Source organism: Orenia metallireducens, assembly GCF_003001995.1.
Classification (GTDB): Bacteria; Bacillota; Halanaerobiia; order Halobacteroidales; family Halobacteroidaceae; genus Orenia; species Orenia metallireducens_B.
Genome location: NZ_PVNB01000007.1, coordinates 1 through 20769, shown reverse-complemented (window position 1 = coordinate 20769; position 20769 = coordinate 1). Strand labels below are relative to the sequence as shown.

Genomic DNA, 20769 nt, shown 5'->3' with positions numbered 1-20769 from the left:
AGGTAATATTTAAATCGGGGGTGAAATTGTGAAGAGGATAAGCAATGTAATAGTATCTTCACTACTGTTTTTATTAATCTTCTCTGCACTGGCTTTTGGAGCGGAAGAGGAGTTTCGTTTAGATATAGATAATCTTTATTTATCAGAAGGAACAAATACCAATTTAGTAGTATCACTAAAGGATGCTAAAGGGGCAGAGCTCATTGAAGTAGAAGGATTAGATGATTTTCAAGTTCTATCTCAGAAATCTGGTACTCAAACAACTATTATCAATATGAAGAGAAGTTATAGTAGGCAATATCATTATGTAATTATGCCTAAAGAGGTAGGTGAGTTTAGCCTACAAGGGGTAGTTGAATACAAAGGAAAGACCTATAGAACTAATAAATTAGAGATCAAGGTTACTAAAAGAAAAACTAGTCCAAATCATGAGAATAGCAATATCTTTATTAGAACGACTCTATCTAAAGATAAGATTTATTTTGGTCAGAAGGTTATCTTAAAATATGACCTTTTTACTCGCTATAATCTTGATAACTATGGTTTCTTAGATCAGTTTAACTTCAATGATTTTATCAGTCAGCCTAAATCCAAAGACCAATTAAAGGCCAATTATGTCTATCTTGATGGTAAAAAGTATATCAAGTATGAGGTTGGACAGGTTATCTTAACACCAACTAAGACAGGAACTTTAGAGATAGCAAGTTACCCTTTCCAAGCAAATATCAATACAGGTGACTTCTTTAGTTCTTCCAAAGCTACCTACTTTAATACAGAAGCTAAAACAATTAAGGTTTTGCCCTTACCTCAAGAGGGTCAACCCGAGGATTTCACAGGAATTGTTGGTAATTTACAATTTGATAGTAATTTGGCTGATCAAGAGGTGAATTACGGTGATTCCACTACCTTAAATATTAAGTTATCTGGTGATGTTAATCTAGATAGTCTAGATAAGGTATTAAACGGGGACATCTCTGATGTTGAGATTTATCAGACTCAAAAGGATAAGAAAGAAGAGATTAGAGGGATGGAATACTATGCTGAAAAGAGTTTTGATATTATCCTTGTTCCTAAAAAAAGTGGTGAGCTTAGCCTTCCTGAAATCAAGATACCTTACTTCAATCCAGAGAAGAAAGAGTATGAATATGGGACTATAGCAGCAAAAACTATCAAAGTTACGGGTCAAGCTAAACAGGCTCAACAGAGTCTAACTACAAGTAGCAATTCTACTAATCAGTCCCAAACAAAGGGTATCGAGATAACCCAAATTAATACTGATAATCAAGATAATGAAGATTATTATATCTTTAAGGTAAAGAAGAGTTATTTTAAGATAACTTTGGCTATAATTGGACTATTGATTCTGTTAGTACTTGTCTATTTAATAATAAAAAGATACAAAGGTAGTCAAGACCAAAGATTAAAGGAATATTATAAACAGATCAAAAAAACCAAGGACGAAGAAGAAATTTATCATATCTTCAACGAAATGATAAAGTATAAGTATAATATCAGTTTTAAGGCTAACTCTAAGGCAGAACTATCAGTTAGAATCGATGATGAAGAATTATTAGCTGATATTTATGAGATCATCGATTATATAGAGAATAGAAGATATGGTGGAAGTAAGGAAGGTCTAGATTTGAAGGAGAAGATTAAGAGAGTTTATAAGATGATGAATTGATATTATAATTTAGTAGTCAGCAGTGAATATGGATGTAAAGATTGAGACTTAATGGATATATTGCGACACTTTAGCTACTAGCTTCTGGCCTCTCCTACGGGTTTGAAAATCATAAACCCTCCGTGATAAATCTGCTATTAGCTAAGAACTTATAAAGCTAGAGGCTAGTAGCCAGTAGCTAGTGGCTATTTATCCATTCGTTACTATTAAATAAAGGCACAGCTTTCAAGCTGTGCCTTTATTTGTATACATTTAGCAGCAGGAATCATCTCGACCAATCGCTAAGTATAAGAATAAGTATAACTAGATTAAATCAAAAAGCAATCAGTAAAGGGGAAGAAGCTATGAATAAACCTATCATTGGAATCACAACTTTTTGTAAAAAAGAGAATAAATTCAATAAATCATATAATAAAGTCAGCTATAATTATATCAGCTCAGTTATTAAGGCAGGTGGAGTTCCTGTATTAATTCCCTTACTTGAAGATAAAGCTGAGGTCAAGACCTATATTGAGATGATAGATGGATTGATCTTAAGTGGTGGTGATGATATCTGCCCTAATAGATATGGGGAGCATCCAATTGCTCAAGTTACTAAATTTGATAGCAAGAGAGATGAATGGGAGATTGAACTATTTAGAGGGGCTTATCGACGAGAGCTCCCAATTTTAGGTATTTGTCGAGGGATGCAGTTGATGAATATTGCCTTGGGAGGTAGCTTATATCAAGATATCATCGAAGAGTACCAAGATGGGATTTGTCATCTTTCCTGTAGTACAGATGTATGTGAGCTTTACCATTCTCTAAAGATTAAAAGGAACACTAAGCTCTTTAATATCCTAAAAAGAGAGGAGATTGAGGTCAACTCCTACCATCATCAAGCTGTTAAAGATTTAGGTAGAGAACTAATAGTTACTGCCAAGTCAGAGGAAGGGATTGTAGAGGGGATTGAATCAGAGAATAGAGAATTTGTAATAGGGGTACAGTGGCATCCTGAAGATTTGACTTTAAGGTATTCATCCTTTTTAGAATTATTTAAGAAGTTAGTGATAACAGCAGAGAAAGAGAAAAGATAATAAAAAATCTATATAAAGCTTTAATCCTATTACAAATTTATGATATAAATTAAGTAGAAAAAATAATTTATTTAAAAAGAAGGAAGTTAGAAAGGGGTTTATGAGTTAGTCTAGAATTTATAGCGATAAAGAAGCAAATGAGATATAGTATAAAAAAAGGAGGGACAAAAGATGCAACTTAGCACTTTATTAAAGCCAGAGATGATTAAATTAGATTTAATAGCTTCTGATAAAGAGATGGTCTTAAAGGAAATGGTTGGAGTTTTATATCAAGGAGGTAAGATCAAATCTGAAGATAATTTTTATGATAAGGTTTTAGCCAGAGAAGCTGAGACTACAACAGGAATGGGGCGTGGAATAGCCATTCCGCATGGGAAGAGTGATGAGGTCAAAGAACTCTCTCTTGCTTTAGGTATATGCAAAGAAGGTATGGATTTTAAGAGTATCGATGGACAGCCAGTTTATATAATTTTTATGGTTGCAGATTTTGCAGGTACTTCTCCTGAATATTTAAAATTATTATCCAAAATTTCGTTTTTAGTAAGAAAGGATGAATTTAGAGAAGCTCTGCTAACTGCTGAAACTTCCCAAAATGCCTTAGATATAATTAAGAGATATGAATAGAATAAGCTAAATTGAAGAATTAATTTCAATAAGACATTAGTTTTTATATTTTGATAAAAAATGACAGTAAATAGAGGATAAATAATTTTAATAAGAGAATATAATATTATATTCTCTTAATTTTATTAGCAGAAGTTATCTTATATTTTGTTAATTGCTAACTAGACCAATAGTACAATCAAATTACTTTAAAGATAGATTGGTATATCTTATAAGGTGGGAAGAAGATATGAGAAGAATACTTATTATTTTAATCTTGTTGGGGATAATATTTAATATTGTGTTAGCTAGGCACATAGAAAGTTTAAGCTTGATTGATATAGTGGCAGTATTAAGTTTATCTTTAATTTACATAGTTTTATTTAAATTTGTCAAGCTATATTCTAAATCTAAGGTTTTAAATAAAGAGTTAGCAGTAGAAAGAGATAACTTAAAGGAATATATCAATCTATCTAAATTTATCTTATTAGTGTTAGACAAGCAAGGGAGAGTAGAATTTATTAATCAAAGGGGCTGTGAGCTATTAGGTCAAGATCAAGAAGAGATTATAGGAAGTTTCTGGTTTAAAGAGTTTAATCAGAATCAGCAGAAGATAAAACTATTAGAAAGAGTAGTAAAGGGAGAGGTTGAACTACCTAATTATACCTCAGGAACATTAGTAGATAAAGATGGTAATGAGCGAATAATAGGTTGGTATAACAGTACTTTAAAGGATGAGGCAGGAAATGTGGAAGAAATCATCAGCTCAGGGGTAGATATGAGTAAAGAGAGATTAGTGAAAGAGAAATTCATCCCTAACAAAGTAAAAGAGAATTCGATTACAGATATATCTAAGCACTTAAATTATTCACTGGAACTGATATTTTCAGCTTTAAAGGTATTGGGGATTGTTGATGTGATCTTTATAGTCGTCAATAAAGAACAGAAGATTACTTTTTTTAATCAGGGAGGATTTAAAGAGTTTGGATATAGTGAAAAAGAAGTAGTGGGAGAGAGCATCTTTAAATTCTATCAAGGGGATGGAATAGAGGCAAAGAGCTTCTTTAAAAGACTATTTAATGAAGAAGAGGAAGTACCAGAATATGTTGAGACTGAAGTTTTAACAAAATATGGAACAGTAAGAATCGTTTCTTGGCATCTTGCCCGTCTAAAAGATAATAATGGGGAGATTCAAGGGGTTTTTGGCTCAGGAATAGATATCACTGAGCGTAAATGGCTAGAAGAGAGAGTAGAGAGTAATAAAGCTCAGGGGGAATTTTTCGCCAATTTATCCCATGAGATGAGAACACCTTTGAATTTAATCTTCTCTGCAGTGCAGATGCAAGAGATTTATACTAAAAGAAATTTAGATAAAGATAATTATAATAATCTCAGTAAGTATAGTAAAATTATGCGGCGTAATATTTATAGACTATTGAGATTAATTAATAATTTAGTGGATATCACCAAGATTGATGCTAATTTCTATGATTTCAACCTACAAAACCATAATATTGTAGAACTTATTGATAACATAGTCCTATCTGTAAAAGATTATTTAGACAGTTCTGCTAGAGAGATTAGCTTTGAATCTGAATTATTTAAGAGAGTTATTACTTGTGATGCTACTAATATTGAAAGGATTATGTTAAACCTCTTATCAAATGCTGTTAAGTTCAGTAACAAAGGTGATAAGATAATAGTTAGAATCTTTGAAGAGCAGCAGTATATATACATATCTGTAAAGGATACAGGGATAGGTATTAAAGAAGAGCAGAAGAAGATAATTTTTGAAAGGTTTGGTCAAGCTGATAAATCTTTTACTAGAAGAAAAGAGGGTAGTGGCATCGGTTTAGTAATAGTTAAGCTGCTAGTAGAGATGCATGGGGGAGAGATTGAGGTAGAGAGTGAATATGGTAAAGGGAGTGAATTTATAATTAAGCTACCAAATATAGTTTTGGAAAAAGAGGATATAGAATTTGCTGCTACAGAAATTTCTCTAAAGGAGGAGTTAATTGATAGAATAGATATTGAGTTTTCAGATATATATGAGTTATAGAAGGTTTGGGTTGTTTTCAGAAAATTCAAACTTTAATATTGTACTTGTATTTTTATGCAATAACATGTATAATCATACTAACAAAAATAAATAAAAATCATTTTGAGATAAATTAGGAGGCGTTGATGATGGAGAAGAAGATAAACAAGGTAGTTATGGCTTATTCAGGAGGGTTAGATACATCGGTAGCTATTAAATGGTTACAGGATACATATGATGTAGAGGTAGTCTGCTTTTCAGCAGATGTAGGGCAGAATGAAGATTTAGCACCTTTAGAAGAGAAGGCCTTAAATACTGGTGCAAGTAATATCTATATTGAAGATTTACAAGAAGAATTTTTAAAGGAGTATGTCTTCAAAGGTTTAAAAGCAGGAGCATTATATGAAGCTAAATATCCATTGGCTACAGCTTATTCTAGACCGTTGATTGCTAAAAAGATGATCGATGTTGCTAAAAAAGAAGGTGCTGATGCAGTAGCCCATGGTTGTACTGCCAAGGGTAATGATCAGGTAAGATTTGATGTTTCTTTCCAAGCATTATCTCCAGGAATTGAAGTTGTAGCTCCTTTAAGAGAGTGGGAGTTTAAAGCTAGAAGTCAAGAGATCGAATATGCCGCTAAGCATAATATACCAGTAGGTGCTACTAAAGAGAGTCCATATAGTATCGATAGAAACCTATGGGGAGTTAGTATAGAGTGTGGAATTTTAGAGGATCCTTGGGCAGAACCACCTGCAGATGTATATCAGATTACTACTGCTCCAGAGGATGCACCAAATGACCCTGAGTATATAGAGGTTACTTTTAAAGCTGGTGAACCAGTAGCATTAAATGGACAAGAGGATGGTCCAGTAGAGTTAGTATCTAAATTAAATGAAATTGCAGGTAAGCATGGTATTGGAAGAATCGATATGGTGGAGAATAGATTGGTAGGAATTAAATCTAGAGAGATCTATGAAGCTCCAGCTGCTACTGTATTAATTACAGCTCATAGACATTTAGAGGACTTAGTCTTAGATAGAGAGACCTATCATTACAAAGAATTAGTTGCTCAAAAATATTCAGAATTAGTTTATTATGGACAATGGTTCTCACCATTAAGGGCTGCTTTAGATGCCTTTGTTGATACAACTCAACAGTATGTAAATGGAACAGTTAAGCTTAAATTATATAAAGGAAATGCTACAGTAGTAGGAAGAAAGTCTGATAATTCATTATACCAAGAGAACTTGGCTACTTATGAAACATCTGATACTTTCAATCATGATTCTGCTATCGGATTTATCGAATTATTTGGTCTACCATTAAAGGTACATGGAAGTGTTAATAAAAAGTAACAAGTGATGAGTAATGAGTGACGAGTAAAAGATAGAATAATGAGAACTTAACTCGTTACTGGTCACTCTGTCACTTGTTACTGAATTTAGAGGGGGAGAGTGGATGGAGATGTTTATCAAAAAAGCAGAGCTTGCCGATAGTCAATTGGTCTATAATTTGACTAAAGCTGCTTTTAAAGCTTATGATGATCCCTCTCTCTTTCCTACAACACCCGCATTATTAGAGAGTAAAGATGATATTATTAAAGATATTAAAGATAAAGAGATTTTAATTGCTTACTTAGATAATAATGCAGTAGGAACAGTCCGTTACTATGGTCAAGGTGAAGATTTCTATTTAATAAGATTAGGTGTACTTCCTGAGTATCAAGGCTATGAAATTGGAAAAAAACTGATCTTAGAGGTTGAGGAGAGAGTGAGAGCAGAGGGAGGAAGAAGAATTATTCTTTATTCTCCTAGTAGATTAATGAATTTAATAAATTTTTATAAAGATCTTGATTATCAGGTTATAGAGATAAGAGAAGATGAGGATTATACTAGAGCTAAATTAGCTAAAATAATAGATTCTTAAAAGAGGGCGATCAATTCGCCCAATTATTATATCTATATCAATTTATATAGTCATCCAGCTCTAAAGTGAAGTAAAAATAAAAATCAAAGGATAGTTAGCCACTAATTAACACGAATGGACATGAATAATGAATAACTTATAAATTATAAAGAGGATTTTTAATTCACCTCAAGAGTACTTCCTCATTCATTCTTCTTCACAGTGGGTGAAGATTAGTGAAATTGGTGGCAAAAAATAAGGTTTTAAATGTCATTCTAAAGGTATTTATCTATAGTAGTGATAGGCGGAAAATAAGAGAATAGAAAGTAATAGGGAGTGAAGATTATGAAGATGTGGGATGGTAGATTTCAAGAAAGTACCGATGCTTTGGTAGAAGAGTTCAATGCTTCCATCGGTTTTGACTATAAATTGGCTCAATATGATATTCAAGGTAGTATGGCCCATGCCAAGATGTTAGCCAAGTGTGGGATTATTACAACAGAAGATAGTCAAAAGATAATTAAGGGCTTAGAAGAAATATTGGCAGAGGTTGAAGCAGGTGAGTTTGAATTTACAGTAGAACTTGAGGATATTCATATGAATATTGAAAAGAGGCTAACTGATAAGATCGGTGCAGTTGGTGGTAAGCTACATACAGCCAGAAGCAGAAATGACCAAGTGGCTTTAGATGTAAGGTTATATTTGCGAGATCAGATTGAGCAGATTAAAGGCTTAGTCAAGCAATTACAGGAGGTATTACTGGAGTTAGCTGAAGATAATATTGATATTATTATGCCTGGGTATACCCATTTGCAGAGAGCACAACCAATTAGATTGGCACACCATTTACTAGCATATCAGCAGAAGTTAAAGCGTGATTATGACAGGTTAGTTGATTGTTATAAGAGGGTCAATATCTTACCTTTAGGCTCTGGTGCTTTAGCAGGGACCAAGTTCCCAATTGATAGGGAGTTTGTAGCTAAAGAGTTAGGATTTGCAGGAGTAAGCCAGAATAGCTTAGATGCAGTTAGTGATCGTGACTTTGTAATTGAATTTTTAGCAGCAGCATCTACTATGATGATGCACTTAAGTCGTTTCAGTGAAGAGTTGATCATTTGGACTAGCTCTGAATTTGATTTTGTGGAGATATCTGACTCTTTCTGTACTGGTAGTAGTATTATGCCCCAGAAGAAGAATCCTGATATCCCTGAATTGATTCGTGGTAAGACAGGAAGGGTTTATGGTAATCTAATGCAGTTATTAGTTACTATGAAGGGCTTACCATTGGCATATAATAAGGATATGCAGGAGGATAAAGAAGGATTATTTGATACTGTAGACACAGTTAAGAAGAGTCTAGAAATCTTTGCAAGGATGATGGCTAAGACTAAATTTAAAGCTGATAAGATGAAAGCATCTACAGAAGGTGGCTTTGTCAATGCTACCGACGTAGCCGATTATCTAGTTGATAAGGATATTCCTTTTAGAGAGGCCCATGAGATAGTTGGAAAGAGTGTATTTTACTGTATAGAGCATAATAAGAAGCTATCAGAGTTGACTATGGAAGAATGGCAAGGTTTCTCTGAAGTATTTAGTGATGATATCTATCATGCGATTGCTATCGAGACCTGTGTAGATGCTCGTAATACTATAGGTGGTCCTGCTAGGGCAGAGATAGAAAGAGTAATTAAACAGGAGAAAGAGGCTTTAAATTAATTGACAGTGCTAAGGGTGGAGATTAACCAAGAATCTTCACTCTTGTTTTATGTAGTCAGATAACTTTAGAGCGGAATTTAAATATGAGTTTATAGATATTGTGACAAATTGGGTATTAGATGGTTAGGTGGTTGCCTAGGTAGGTAAAACCTAAGCATCTAACCTCTAACTACCTAATAAAATGTGTTACAATGATCCATTAAATTACACTTTAGACTTGCTTATCTACAATGTATATATTTAAAGAGCATTACATAAATTATTGAAAAACAATGAATTTTTACTAGATAAATAAAGGAGTTTATCTAATAAATATAGAATTGAAAATAGAAGTAAAATAGAGGAGGGAGTAGTACGTGTCATTAAAAGAAGAAGCCTTATTGTTACATAAGAAGAATCAAGGAAAGATATCTGTTAATAGTAAAGTAGAGGTTAAAAATAGAGAAGACCTGACTTTGGCCTATAGTCCTGGGGTGGCTGAGCCTTGCTTAGAGATTGTAAAGGATAGGTCAGAGGTATATAATTATACTGCAAAGGGAAACTTAGTAGCAGTTGTTTCTGATGGAACTGCTGTTTTAGGACTAGGGGATATTGGTCCAGAAGCAGCGATGCCAGTTATGGAAGGAAAAGCAGTCTTATTCAAAGAGTTTGCTGGAGTTGATGCTTTTCCTATCTGTTTAAATACCAAGGATGTTGATGAGATTGTGGAGACTGTTAAGAGGTTAGAGCCTACCTTTGGTGGGATAAATTTAGAGGATATTTCAGCACCACGCTGTATAGAGATTGAAGAGAGGTTAAAGAAGGAGTTAGAGATTCCTGTCTTCCATGATGACCAACATGGAACAGCAATTGTAGTTTTAGCAGGGCTAATTAATGCAGCCAAATCTGTTGCTAAAGAGCTAGAGAGTTTGAAGGTTGTAGTTAATGGAGCAGGGGCAGCTGGACTGGCTATTGCTAGATTACTATTAAATGTTGGGATTAAAGATATAATCTTGGTTGATAAGTTTGGAGCTTTAGCTTCTGGTATTGAAGAGATGAATGAGATTCAAAAAGAGCTAGCAGAGATGACCAATCAAACAGATAAAAGAGGTAGTTTAGGTGAGGTAATAGTTGGCATGGATGCCTTTATTGGCGTTTCAGCTCCTAATATTTTAACTAAAGAGATGGTTAAGAGTATGGCTGAGGATCCAATTATCTTTGCTATGGCAAATCCTGTTCCAGAGATCGATCCAACTTTAGCTAAAGAAGCAGGTGCTAAAGTAATAGGAACTGGTCGTTCTGACTATCCAAATCAGGTTAATAACGTATTGGCTTTTCCAGGAATCTTTAAAGGTGCTTTAAAGGTACAGGCAAGAGAGATTACCGAGGAGATGAAGATTGCTGCTGCATATGGTATAGCAGAATTGATCGATGAAGATGAATTATCAGCTGATTATGTTATTCCTAATCCTTTTAATAAGGAAGTAGTCAATAGAGTGGCTTTAGAGGTGGCTAAAAGGGCTATAAATGATGGCTTAGCTAAAAGAGTTCTTAGTGAGCAAGAGTTACAAAAGGAGTTCTCTTAATTATAAAATAAAGTAGGTTAAAATAAAAAAAGCAAGGAGGTTAATCTTAACCTCCTTGCTTTATATTGAATTAATATGCTCTTTCTACCTTGCCTGCTTTCAAGCAAGAAGTACATACTTTAATTCTTTTAGTAGTACCATCAACAACAGCTTTAACTTTTTGTAGGTTAGGTCGTTGAGTTCTTTTTGCAATACCAGTTACATTACGACCAACTCCACCTTCTTTTTTAGCCTTACCTCTACGAGTAACACTATTAGCAGTATTAGATCCTTTTCCACAGATTTCACATATCCTTGCCATTTATTGCACCTCCTTTAATCTATATCAATATTTTATGTTTTAGCTAGAACCACTTAAACATTTTAACACAAAAGGTGGGTAAGTAGCAAGGTTAATTTTGTATTTTATCTTATAAAGAAGGATTTTATTGACTTCTATTGAATAATAATCAGGTAGGAGGTCAAAGATGAAACTTAGTAAAAAGACATCAGTATTAAAAATTTTACAGGAGTATCCAGAGGTTAATCAGATTTTTAAAGCTTATGGTCTAGGATGTGCTAAGTGTTTAGCTGCCAACTATGAAGACTTAGAAACAGTAGCTAAGGCCAATAATTTGGATTTAAACTTGCTATTGAAGGAATTAAATAATCTTATTCAGAATAATTGATTTAACAAGGGGGAATAAAGTATGACAATGGGGCAAGAGTTGACAAATGAGTTAGGAATGGTTAAAATATCTGAGGAAGTTATTTCAATTATTGCGGGTTTAGCTGCAATGGAATGTTATGGATTGGTGGGTATGGCCAGTAAAAGCATTCAAGATGGTCTAGCAAAGCTGTTAGTAAATGATCATCTAAGTAAGGGTGTTGAAGTAGAGACTACCGAAGAGGGAGTAAGAGTTGATTTATATATTATTGTAGAGTATGGAACTAAAATTTCAGAGGTAGCTAATAATATAATTGATAGAGTAAAATATACATTAGAAGAGATGACAGGGGTAAGTGTGTTGGAGGTCAATATTAATGTACAAGGAGTGAGGGTGAATAATGCTACCTGATTCATTGACTAAGGAGATAAAGCAGATAAATTCAGCTAAATTCAAACAAATGCTACTAGTAGCAACTAATACTTTAAAAGAGGTAGAGGATGAAATCAATGATTTGAATATCTTTCCTGTTCCCGATGGTGATACAGGAACCAATATGTATCTGACTCTATCAAATGCTGTCGATGAGCTAGAGTCTACTACAGAGGATTCAGTAGGGGCTGTGGCCAATAGTTTAGCAATGGGGGCTTTGATGGGAGCTAGAGGAAATTCAGGGGTAATCTTATCCCAGCTTTTAAGAGGTTTGGCTGATGGCATTGGTAATGCTAAGTTATTGACAGCAGAAGTTCTAGCTAATGGTTTACAAAAAGCTGCTGATAAGGCTTATCAAGCGGTAATGAAGCCTGTGGAAGGAACTATTTTAACAGTAGCCAAGGATGTAGGAAAAAAAGCTAAGAAATTGGCTGCTGAGTTAACTGTAGCTGAACTTCTAATAGAGTCGGTAAAAGAGGCTGAGAAGTCTGTAGCCAACACACCTAATTTATTAGATGCTTTGCAGGAAGCTGGGGTAGTAGATGCTGGTGGTAAAGGCTATCAAATGTTTCTAACAGGACTCGTACAAGGTCTAAGCTCTGATACTCCAATCGTTATCAGAGAAGGAGTTAGAGCAAAGACTAATACTACAATAGAGCCATCAGCTATAGAGGAGTTTGGTTATTGTACTGAATTTATTGTGAAGAATGCTAAGGTTGAGGCTGATGAATTTAAAGAAATATTAAGTGATTACGGTGACTCTATTATTGCTGTTAAATCTGATGGCATTTTAAAGGTTCATGTCCATGCTAAGCACCCAGGGGCAGTATTAGAAGAAGGGTTAAAGTATGGGCAATTGACTCGAATTAAGATTGAAAATATGTCTGAACAGCATGAGGAGAGGCTAAAAAAAGAGATTGAAGCAGAGCAAAAGGCACTTAAGCAAGAGCAAGAAGTGCTTGATGGAATAGGAGTTTTAGCGGTAGCTGCTGGAGAAGGGTTAGAAGTTATCTTTAATAAGCTTGGAGCAGCTAATGTACTTCTAGGTGGTCAATCAATGAATCCAAGTATTCAAGATTTATTAGACTCTGTAGAGCAGATTAATACCGATAAAGTAATTATCTTACCAAATAATAAAAACGTTATCTCTACTGCTAAGCAGCTTAAAGAGTTGACAGATAAGGAGATTGAGGTTATTCCAACTAAGACTATTCCTCAAGGTGTAACAGCAATGATGGTCTTCAATCCAGCAGGTAATCTTAAAGAGGTTGCTGCTCAGATGAAAGAAGAGCTTGAATTTGTTAAGACAGGAGAGGTTACTTATGCTGTTAGAGATACTAAGATTAATGAGTTAGAGATCAATAAAGGTGATATTTTAGGCTTGATAGAAGGAAATATAGAGGTTGTATCCTCCCATTACAATCAAGCGACCTTAGAGTTATTAACAGATATGGTTGAAGCTGATGACTCCTTAATTACTATTTATGTAGGAGAAGAGGTATCTTTAGAAGATAAAGAGGAATTAATACATAATTTGGAAGAGCTATATGAAGACTTTGATATTGAAATCTATGATGGATATCAGCCTATATATTATTATATTATTTCTGTAGAGTAGGAGTGTTAAGTGATGGGTAAGATAGCAGTTGTAACAGATAGTACAGCAGATTTACCGTCTAGGCTTATAGAAGAGTATAATATTAATGTAATTCCTTTAAAGGTTAGATTAGATGGAAAGGAATATGAAGATGGCATTGATATTAGTAGAGAAGAGTTTTTGGATAAATTAGAAGAAAGTAATCAAGTACCGACTACATCACAGCCACCTATTGGAAAATTCCTTGATTTATATAAAGCTTTAGCTAAAGAGTATGATCAGATTCTGTCATTACACTTTTCTGAAAAGTTGAGTGGAACTATTAAAACAGCTCACTTGGCTGCTAATATGTTAGAAGATATAGACATTAAAGTTATAGACTCAGAGACTGTAACGGTACCTTTAGGGGTTATGGTAGTAGAGATAGCTAAAGCTGTTAAAGCAGGTAAGCAGATGAATGAACTGATAAACTTAATAGCTGAATTAAAAGAGAGCATTAAGATTTATTTTACTATAGATGATTTAACTTATTTAGAGCGTGGAGGTCGTATAGGTAAGGCTACTGCTTTTATAGGTAATTTATTTAATGTTAAACCTATGTTGACAATAGAAGCTGGTGAGATTACTCCTTATAAGAAGTTAAGAGGAGAGAAACGATTATATAAAGAGTTTATGGGCTTGGCTGAAAAAGAGTTAGAGGGCAATACAGGTCATAAACTGGTAATCATATATGGAAAATATTTAGATAAGGCCAATCAATTAAAAGAGATATTAACCCAGAATTTTGAGTGGGAAGAGATAGATATGCTTCAATTTGGTTCTGTAGTAGGCGCACATGTTGGTCCAACTCCCTTTGGAATGATAGTTTATAAATAATCTATGTATTATAAAAGGTTAGTTGGGTAATTCCTAATGCTAAGTTAAATAGTATTAGGAATTTTTTTTAATATAGATTGTGAATACTAATAATACTGCCTTAATAGCTTAAACTTGTTTTTAAGGTTTATTATTGTTTTATTATAATATTTCCCCCAGATATTAATGGGTTTGAATGATGAGGTGATTGTATGAAGGGGATAGAAGATATATTTGAAAACCTTATAAAGCCAATTCCAACAGAGATTAAAAGTAATGGATTAAATACTTCAGTCTTTGGGGGATTTGATAGTTATATCTTAAATTGGAGCAATAAGTTACAGGCAAGCACAAATGATGAAGAGATTAAGAGCCTTGCCCAAGACTTATATGTTCTATTTATAGATTATGAGAAGGTTATCTTGGAAAAAAGGCATCAGAAGTTAAAGGAATCGATTAAACTGGTCAACGAGTTGGGTCGAAAAATAAAGGGAAGAGCAGTCTTTGACTTAAATGATAAGAAGCTAAGAATAGTCAAGGACATCCCAGTAAAGAAGACTAAAAAGAGAAAGAACACTCCACAGAACTCTTTACAGTTTGATTTTAATCAAGAAAAAGAGGCTAACAAAAAACAAGTGATTGTAAAGAAGGATAAAGCTAAAGTAATTAAGAAGCAGCAAGAAAAAAAGATTAAAAAAGAGAAGAAATTTAGAGCAACTAAAGATGAGGCTGGATTTTGGCATCAGCCTATTAAATATGTTAAAGGGGTCGGAGATTATTGGTCCAAGCGTTTAAAACGCTTGGAGATTGAAGAGCTAAAGGATTTGCTTTATTATTTTCCTAGGGATTATAATGATTGGAGTCAGACTAAGAAGATTAGAGAGTTAAGAACTGGGGAGAATGTGACTGTTCAAGGTAAGGTTGTAAATATCAATGAGATTAAGCCCCGTTCAGGTCTTAAAATTATCAAAGTTGCTATCAGTGATGGTACTGGGATATTGCATGGCGTCTGGTTTAATCAAGGCTATATTAAAAAGACCTTCAAAAAAGATGCTACCTTCTTATTCAGTGGTGAGGTCAAATATAGCTATGGTAATTTTGAAATTAATAATCCTCATTTTGAAGAGATTGATTTTCAAGATAACTTACATACTGGTCGAATAGTTCCAGTTTATCCTACAACTAAAGGTATCAATCAAAAGAGATTAAGAAGGATCATTAAAAATGCTCTTGATAAGTATTTAGTGGATGTTGAGGAGTTTCTTCCTACAGATATTATTGGTAGGCATGATTTTTTAGATTTAAGCTATGGTCTCTCAATGATCCATTTTCCTGATTCTAAAGAGGTCTTAAAGGAAGCAAGAAGGAGATTTGCCTATGAAGAACTCTTTGTCTTGCAGTTGATTTTAGCTTTAAGAAAGTCTGAGGCTCAGAGTGATAAGCTGGGAATTAAGCACTCTAAAGATGATGGTTTAGTGGATAAGTTCTTAGAGTTGTTACCCTTTGCTTTGACTAATGCTCAAGCAAGGGTTTGGCAGGAGATTAAAGGTGATATGGAGTCTAATAAGAATATGAACCGCCTCTTACAAGGTGATGTAGGGGCAGGAAAGACTGTGATTGCTACTTTAGCATTATTAAAGACGGTGCAGTCAGAATTTCAGGGGGCATTGATGGCTCCTACAGAGATCTTAGCAGAACAGCATTATTTAGGCTTAAAGGATGATTTAGAGCCTTTAGGACTCAAATTAGGTCTTTTAGTGGGAAGCTTAAAGGCTAAAGAGAAGAGAGAGCTACTAGAAAAAATTGAAGCTGGAGAGGTAGATATAGTCATTGGAACCCATGCCTTGATTCAGGAGGGGATCAACTTCTCTAATTTGGGGCTAGCTATTGTAGATGAACAGCACCGCTTTGGAGTCAAGCAAAGGGCTACTTTACAGGAAAAAGGTGATAATCCTGATGTACTTGTGATGACTGCTACTCCAATTCCTAGAACTTTGGCTTTGACTGTCTATGGTGATTTGGATGTCTCTGTAATTGATGAGCTGCCACCAGGGAGAAAGCCAGTGATTACTGAGTGGAGAACACAACGAGTAAGGGATAAGATCTACTCCTTTTTAAGGGAGGAGATAGATAAAGGAAGACAAGCTTATGTGGTCTGTCCTTTGGTAGAGGAGTCTGAGAAGTTAGATATAGAATCGGCTACAGAGCTATCTATTAAGCTGCAAAATGAGTACTTTCCAGATTTAAAGATTGCTCTCTTACATGGTCAGATGAAGGCGGCAGAGAAGGAAGAGGTTATGGAGGAGTTTAGGGTAGGGAATACTGATATTTTAGTATCTACTACTGTCATTGAGGTAGGGGTCAATGTTCCTAATGCTTCAGTAATGATTATTGAGGATGCACAACGCTTTGGATTGGCCCAACTCCATCAATTAAGAGGAAGGGTTGGAAGAGGGCAATATCAATCCTATTGTATCCTAATTTCAGATCCATCTACAGATGAGGGTGTAGAGCGGATGAAGATTATGACCAAATCTACCGATGGCTTTGTGATAGCAGAAGAGGACTTGCACTTGCGAGGTCCTGGAGAGTTTTTTGGTACTCGCCAGCACGGGATGCCAGATTTAAAGGTGGCAGATATCTTACGGGATCATAAACTCTTAGAGCTGGCTAGAGAGGATGCCTTTGCTCTAATTAAAGCTGACCCTAAATTAGAAAATAGAGAGAATAAACGCTTAAAGAGCATCTTAACAGAGAATTTTAACTATGACTTTGAATTGATAGATATAAGCTGATGAGTTTAGTGACGGGTAATGAGTAATGGGTAACAAGTAAAGAACAGAAAATAAAAATTAGTTGCTTTACTTATCACTCTTGACTCGTCACTCATTACTGTTTTTCGGGGGTGTGTTAATGAGAATTATTGCAGGAAGAGATAGAGGTAGGCGATTAAAGTCTATCGATAGAGGTGATGTTCGACCTACTACTGATAGGACTAAGGAGTCTTTATTCAATATTATAGGTCCTAATATAGGTGGTGTTAGATTTTTAGATTTATTTGCAGGTTTTGGTGGAATTGGCATTGAAGCCTTAAGCCGGGGGGCAGCAGAGGTAGTCTTTGTAGAGCGGGATAGGCGAAATGCTAAAATTATCAATGAAAATCTAGCGATAGTCGGCTATGAAGATGATAGTCAAGTAATCAGCAATGATGTTCTTAAGGCTTTGGAAGGATTGACAGGGGATTTTGATTTAATCTTTATGGATCCTCCCTATGAAGAGCTAGAGCTATATAATCAGACTTTAGATAAGATTAAAGAGTATAAGCTACTGCATCCAACAGGAATCATAATTATTGAACATTTCTCTAAGGATACTATAGCTTTACCTGAAGGATATGATATAATAAAGGAGAAGAAATATGGTAAAAGTGGTATTACTTTATTAAAAATAAGAGAAGGTGAGGAATAAGATTGAGTAATATAGCTGTATATGCAGGGAGTTTTGATCCTGTAACCAATGGACATTTGGATATTATTGAACGAGCTAGCAAAACCTTCGATAAGGTGATTGTAGCAGTATTCCATAACCCTAATAAGAATCCTCTCTTTACTATGGAAGAAAGAATGGAGATGCTAGCAGAGGCTGTTCAAGACTTTGATAAGGTAGAAGTCGATGGCTTTGAGGGACTACTAATCGATTATATTAATAACCAGAAGGCAGGGGTAATTATTAGAGGTTTAAGGGCTGTCTCTGATTTTGAAGCAGAGTTTCAGATGGCTTCAATGAATAAGAAGTTAGCCCCTGAGATAGAGACTTTATTTATGATGACAAGTACCAAGTATGCTTATTTAAGTTCTAGCTCTATTAAAGAAGTAGCCAGTTTTGGAGGATGTATTGAAGGGCTGGTCCCAGACCATGTAATCAAGAGATTGATTAACAGGCTTAAGGAAGAGGATAAGATGATATAGAGAAAAAAAAGAAGAAAGGAGGTAAAACCTCCTTTCTTCTTCTTTTTGATTTGAGTATAAGTTGAAATAGAGTAATTATATTTTTAATTTACTTAGATTTAAACTCAATCTTAGGCTATTTTAATCAGTTTGATAACTCTTCTTCAAGTTGTTTAGTAATTCTTTTGACTCCAACTCTCTTGCTAACCTTTAGGGCTTCTTTAAAATTTTGGAGAGCATCTCTTTTTCTATCTAATTTCAAATAGCTTTCTCCAAGATACCTATAGGTTCTAGCATGCTTGTATTTAACAGTGGTTATCTCTTCAAAGTCTAAGAGAAGGGATAGCTTCTTTAGATGAAGGCTCACTTCTTCTTTAGATAAACTCTCGAGGTCTTCTTTATGAGTTTCTTCTAATCTTTCAAATAATTGTGAAGGATCAGTTATTTCAAGATGGTCATCATCCAAGTCATCATCCAAGTCATCATCCAAGTCATCATCCAAGTCATCATCCAAGTCATCATCTAAACCATCATCTAATTCTTCCTCACCATTTATTTCAATAATAGCAGTTTCATCATTATTCTCTTTCTCCCATTCTGCTTTATCTAACAATCTACCTTCAAAACTATAGCGATAAGACTTATTATTAGAGTAATGTAGAGTTAATATCTTCTCATCTAAATCAAAGCTATAGGATTCTGCTATACCAGTCAGGGAATTGATCTTCCAAAGTAGTTTCCTCTCTATTAAGTTAAAGAATAATAATTTATTAGAATCCTCCTCATGTTTACTCTTGTAGGTCTGACAGATAGCATAGCTACCATCAGCTGAGATACTATTATTACATAAGTTTGCTTTTAGCTTCTCTTTAATTATAATCTCCCCATCTTTAGTAAAAGCAGTAAAGAGACCATAGAGGTTAGTGGATATGCCCCAATTATTAATGATAAAGGTACCATTGTTAGCTACACTAGCAAGGCTAGGTCTATCTATATTACCTTTAACTAATATGTTCTCCCCTTTTAAAAGGACATATTTATTGCTAGGGCTCTCTGAATAAGCAACTGTATATATTTCGTTAGGGGATTTGTTGAATTTACCAAAGAAGTCTAGTGAATCTATATCTATATAGTTACCATGATAGCTAATATTTTTTTGATAGGTAGAATATTCTTTTTTGGGAGTAGGAGGGCTTGTAATAGCTGAAGGCTCTTTCTTTTTTTTGCTCTTTACTAAAGTTATTATTAGGATGATTAAAGTTATAAATGAGATTGCTATGAGTATCAAATTATTTGATAGCATCAGTAATAATACCTCCCCTAACTAATACTTAATAGTAGTTAATGAATATCTAATAATAATACATATCTACTATATATATTATAAAAATTACTAACTCTTTTCAACTATTATTGCTGGAAAGTAGATTATTAAAGTATTTTTGCTGACTTAGAGAAGAGAAGTTGAATTAAAATTATCTTTAAAAAGCAGTGGAAGAGATTTTAAGTGTGATTATAACAGGTAGTTAGCATTGGACTGTATTATTATGAAGCGGGATACTATGATAACGAGATAGCTAGGTTTATTACTGAGAATAGTTATTACTTAAAGTTAACTTATCTTCATTTATCATAATCACTATGTTATAATTAAAATATAACTATAGAACGGGAGGTTTAATTAAAATGTGCCGTTTAAATCCAAGGGTAGACTTTGCTTTTAAGAAGCTATTTGGGAGTGAAGAGAATAAGGATATCCTAATCTCTTTTATCAATTCCGTCTTAGACCAAGATGAGCCAATTACAGATTTAATCCTAAAGAATCCTTATGACGCTAAAAACTTTAAAAATGATAAACTTTCAATTCTTGATGTGAAAGCTGTTGATACAAAAGGTGTCTGGTATAATATTGAGATGCAGATCACAGACCAAGATTATTATGATAAAAGAGCCTTATATTATTGGGCGAGATTATATACAGGTCAGTTAGAGTCAGGGGCTAATTATGATAAACTAGAAAAGACAATCGTAATTAATGTTTTAAACTTTAACTGTTTAGAGGAAGATGATTATCATAATATCTATCAATTATTGAACCGTGAATCAAAAGAAGAGTTAATAGATCACTTGGAGATTCATTTTATCGAGTTAGAGAAGTATAATAAGGACTTAAGTGAGGTGCAGACTGCCTTAGATAGATGGACAGAGTTTTTAAAACGAGCTGATAAATATGATAAAGACAAAATTCCAACTCAATTAGCAGAATTAGCCAGCATCGAAAAAGCGATCAAAGTATTAGATACTATAGGTTTAACTAAGGAAGAGAGAGAAGCTTATGAAGCTAGGTTAAAATGGTTAAGAGATGAAGAGATGGCATTGAAGAAGGCTGAGAGAAAAGGTATGGAAAAAGGTATGGAAAAAGGTAGAGAAGAAGAGAGAAAACAGCTAATAATAAATATGTTGAAAAATGGAATTAGTGTTGAAGAGATAGCTAAAATGACTCAGTTAGATAAAAAAGAGGTAGAAAAGATTAAAAAGAAGATATAATATTCAATTTAAGCAGACAACCTGTAAAAGGGTTGTCTTTTTTAGTTGTTTTATATTAGTTACACCACTTTACAAGTTTGACTATGCAATCTTGTCATCTCGTAGAAAAGAACTAATAGCTTTCTGAACTTTAGAATAAATTTTGCTACTTTCGAGT

At 34.1% G+C, this 20769-nt stretch carries 18 protein-coding genes; 16 read left to right on the top strand and 2 right to left on the bottom strand.

Features of this window, described 5'->3' with window-relative positions; genetic code table 11:
• The first annotated feature begins 28 nt into the window (after positions 1-28).
• From BX659_RS06575 to BX659_RS06540, 8 genes are all read left to right on the top strand, one after another.
• The gene (locus BX659_RS06575; protein ID WP_181186423.1) at positions 29-1684 is read left to right on the top strand and encodes a BatD family protein; all 1656 of its coding nucleotides are present in this window, start codon (positions 29-31) and stop codon (positions 1682-1684) included.
• A gap of 344 nt (positions 1685-2028) precedes the next feature.
• Positions 2029-2760, top strand: a complete 732-nt coding sequence (locus BX659_RS06570) for a gamma-glutamyl-gamma-aminobutyrate hydrolase family protein (protein WP_106231763.1) — start codon at positions 2029-2031, stop codon at positions 2758-2760.
• Between the two features lie 171 nt (positions 2761-2931).
• Entirely contained in the window at positions 2932-3384 is a 453-nt protein-coding gene (locus BX659_RS06565) for a PTS sugar transporter subunit IIA (protein WP_106231761.1), read from the top strand.
• Positions 3385-3613: 229 nt separating this feature from the next.
• A complete protein-coding gene (locus BX659_RS06560; protein ID WP_106231760.1) occupies positions 3614-5422 on the top strand; it encodes a sensor histidine kinase in 1809 nt (602 codons plus the stop codon).
• A 128-nt stretch (positions 5423-5550) separates the two neighbouring features.
• Positions 5551-6756 carry an argininosuccinate synthase gene (locus BX659_RS06555; RefSeq protein WP_106231758.1) on the top strand — a complete coding sequence of 402 codons (1206 nt, stop codon included), beginning with the start codon at positions 5551-5553 and terminating at the stop codon, positions 6754-6756.
• A 103-nt stretch (positions 6757-6859) separates the two neighbouring features.
• Entirely contained in the window at positions 6860-7327 is a 468-nt protein-coding gene (locus tag BX659_RS06550) for a GNAT family N-acetyltransferase (RefSeq protein WP_106231756.1), read from the top strand.
• A gap of 324 nt (positions 7328-7651) precedes the next feature.
• The gene (gene argH / locus BX659_RS06545; protein ID WP_106231754.1) at positions 7652-9022 is read left to right on the top strand and encodes an argininosuccinate lyase; all 1371 of its coding nucleotides are present in this window, start codon (positions 7652-7654) and stop codon (positions 9020-9022) included.
• 356 nt (positions 9023-9378) lie between these two features.
• The gene (locus tag BX659_RS06540) at positions 9379-10587 is read left to right on the top strand and encodes an NAD(P)-dependent malic enzyme (protein WP_097017203.1); all 1209 of its coding nucleotides are present in this window, start codon (positions 9379-9381) and stop codon (positions 10585-10587) included.
• A 70-nt stretch (positions 10588-10657) separates the two neighbouring features.
• Here the strand turns inward: BX659_RS06540 and rpmB are convergent, their stop codons facing one another.
• Complete coding sequence (gene rpmB / locus BX659_RS06535; RefSeq protein ID WP_097017202.1) at positions 10658-10888, bottom strand: 50S ribosomal protein L28; 231 nt, start codon at positions 10886-10888, stop codon at positions 10658-10660.
• Positions 10889-11054: 166 nt separating this feature from the next.
• On the opposite strand from rpmB, the gene BX659_RS06530 reads away from it, so the two are divergent.
• From BX659_RS06530 to coaD, 7 genes are all read left to right on the top strand, one after another.
• Positions 11055-11255, top strand: coding sequence for a DUF1858 domain-containing protein (locus tag BX659_RS06530; protein WP_097017201.1), 201 nt, complete (start codon positions 11055-11057; stop codon positions 11253-11255).
• Between the two features lie 27 nt (positions 11256-11282).
• On the top strand, positions 11283-11645 hold the full coding sequence (locus tag BX659_RS06525) for an Asp23/Gls24 family envelope stress response protein (RefSeq protein WP_097017330.1): 363 nt from the start codon (positions 11283-11285) through the stop codon (positions 11643-11645).
• On the top strand, positions 11635-13284 hold the full coding sequence (locus BX659_RS06520) for a DAK2 domain-containing protein (protein WP_097017200.1): 1650 nt from the start codon (positions 11635-11637) through the stop codon (positions 13282-13284). The genes BX659_RS06525 and BX659_RS06520 overlap by 11 nt, the downstream gene beginning before the upstream one ends.
• Before the next feature lie 12 nt (positions 13285-13296).
• Positions 13297-14139, top strand: coding sequence for a DegV family protein (locus BX659_RS06515; RefSeq protein ID WP_097017199.1), 843 nt, complete (start codon positions 13297-13299; stop codon positions 14137-14139).
• A 191-nt stretch (positions 14140-14330) separates the two neighbouring features.
• Complete coding sequence (recG, locus tag BX659_RS06510; protein ID WP_097017198.1) at positions 14331-16913, top strand: ATP-dependent DNA helicase RecG; 2583 nt, start codon at positions 14331-14333, stop codon at positions 16911-16913.
• A gap of 118 nt (positions 16914-17031) precedes the next feature.
• A complete protein-coding gene (gene rsmD, locus BX659_RS06505; protein WP_097017197.1) occupies positions 17032-17586 on the top strand; it encodes a 16S rRNA (guanine(966)-N(2))-methyltransferase RsmD in 555 nt (184 codons plus the stop codon).
• Between the two features lie 2 nt (positions 17587-17588).
• A complete protein-coding gene (coaD, locus tag BX659_RS06500; protein ID WP_097017196.1) occupies positions 17589-18086 on the top strand; it encodes a pantetheine-phosphate adenylyltransferase in 498 nt (165 codons plus the stop codon).
• 124 nt (positions 18087-18210) lie between these two features.
• On the opposite strand, the gene BX659_RS06495 is transcribed toward coaD, so the two are convergent.
• Positions 18211-19368 (bottom strand): hypothetical protein, encoded by a 1158-nt coding sequence (locus BX659_RS06495; RefSeq protein ID WP_099459011.1) that lies wholly within the window; start codon positions 19366-19368, stop codon positions 18211-18213.
• A gap of 383 nt (positions 19369-19751) precedes the next feature.
• On the opposite strand from BX659_RS06495, the gene BX659_RS06490 reads away from it, so the two are divergent.
• Complete coding sequence (locus tag BX659_RS06490) at positions 19752-20612, top strand: Rpn family recombination-promoting nuclease/putative transposase (RefSeq protein ID WP_097017195.1); 861 nt, start codon at positions 19752-19754, stop codon at positions 20610-20612.
• Positions 20613-20769: the final 157 nt, after the last annotated feature.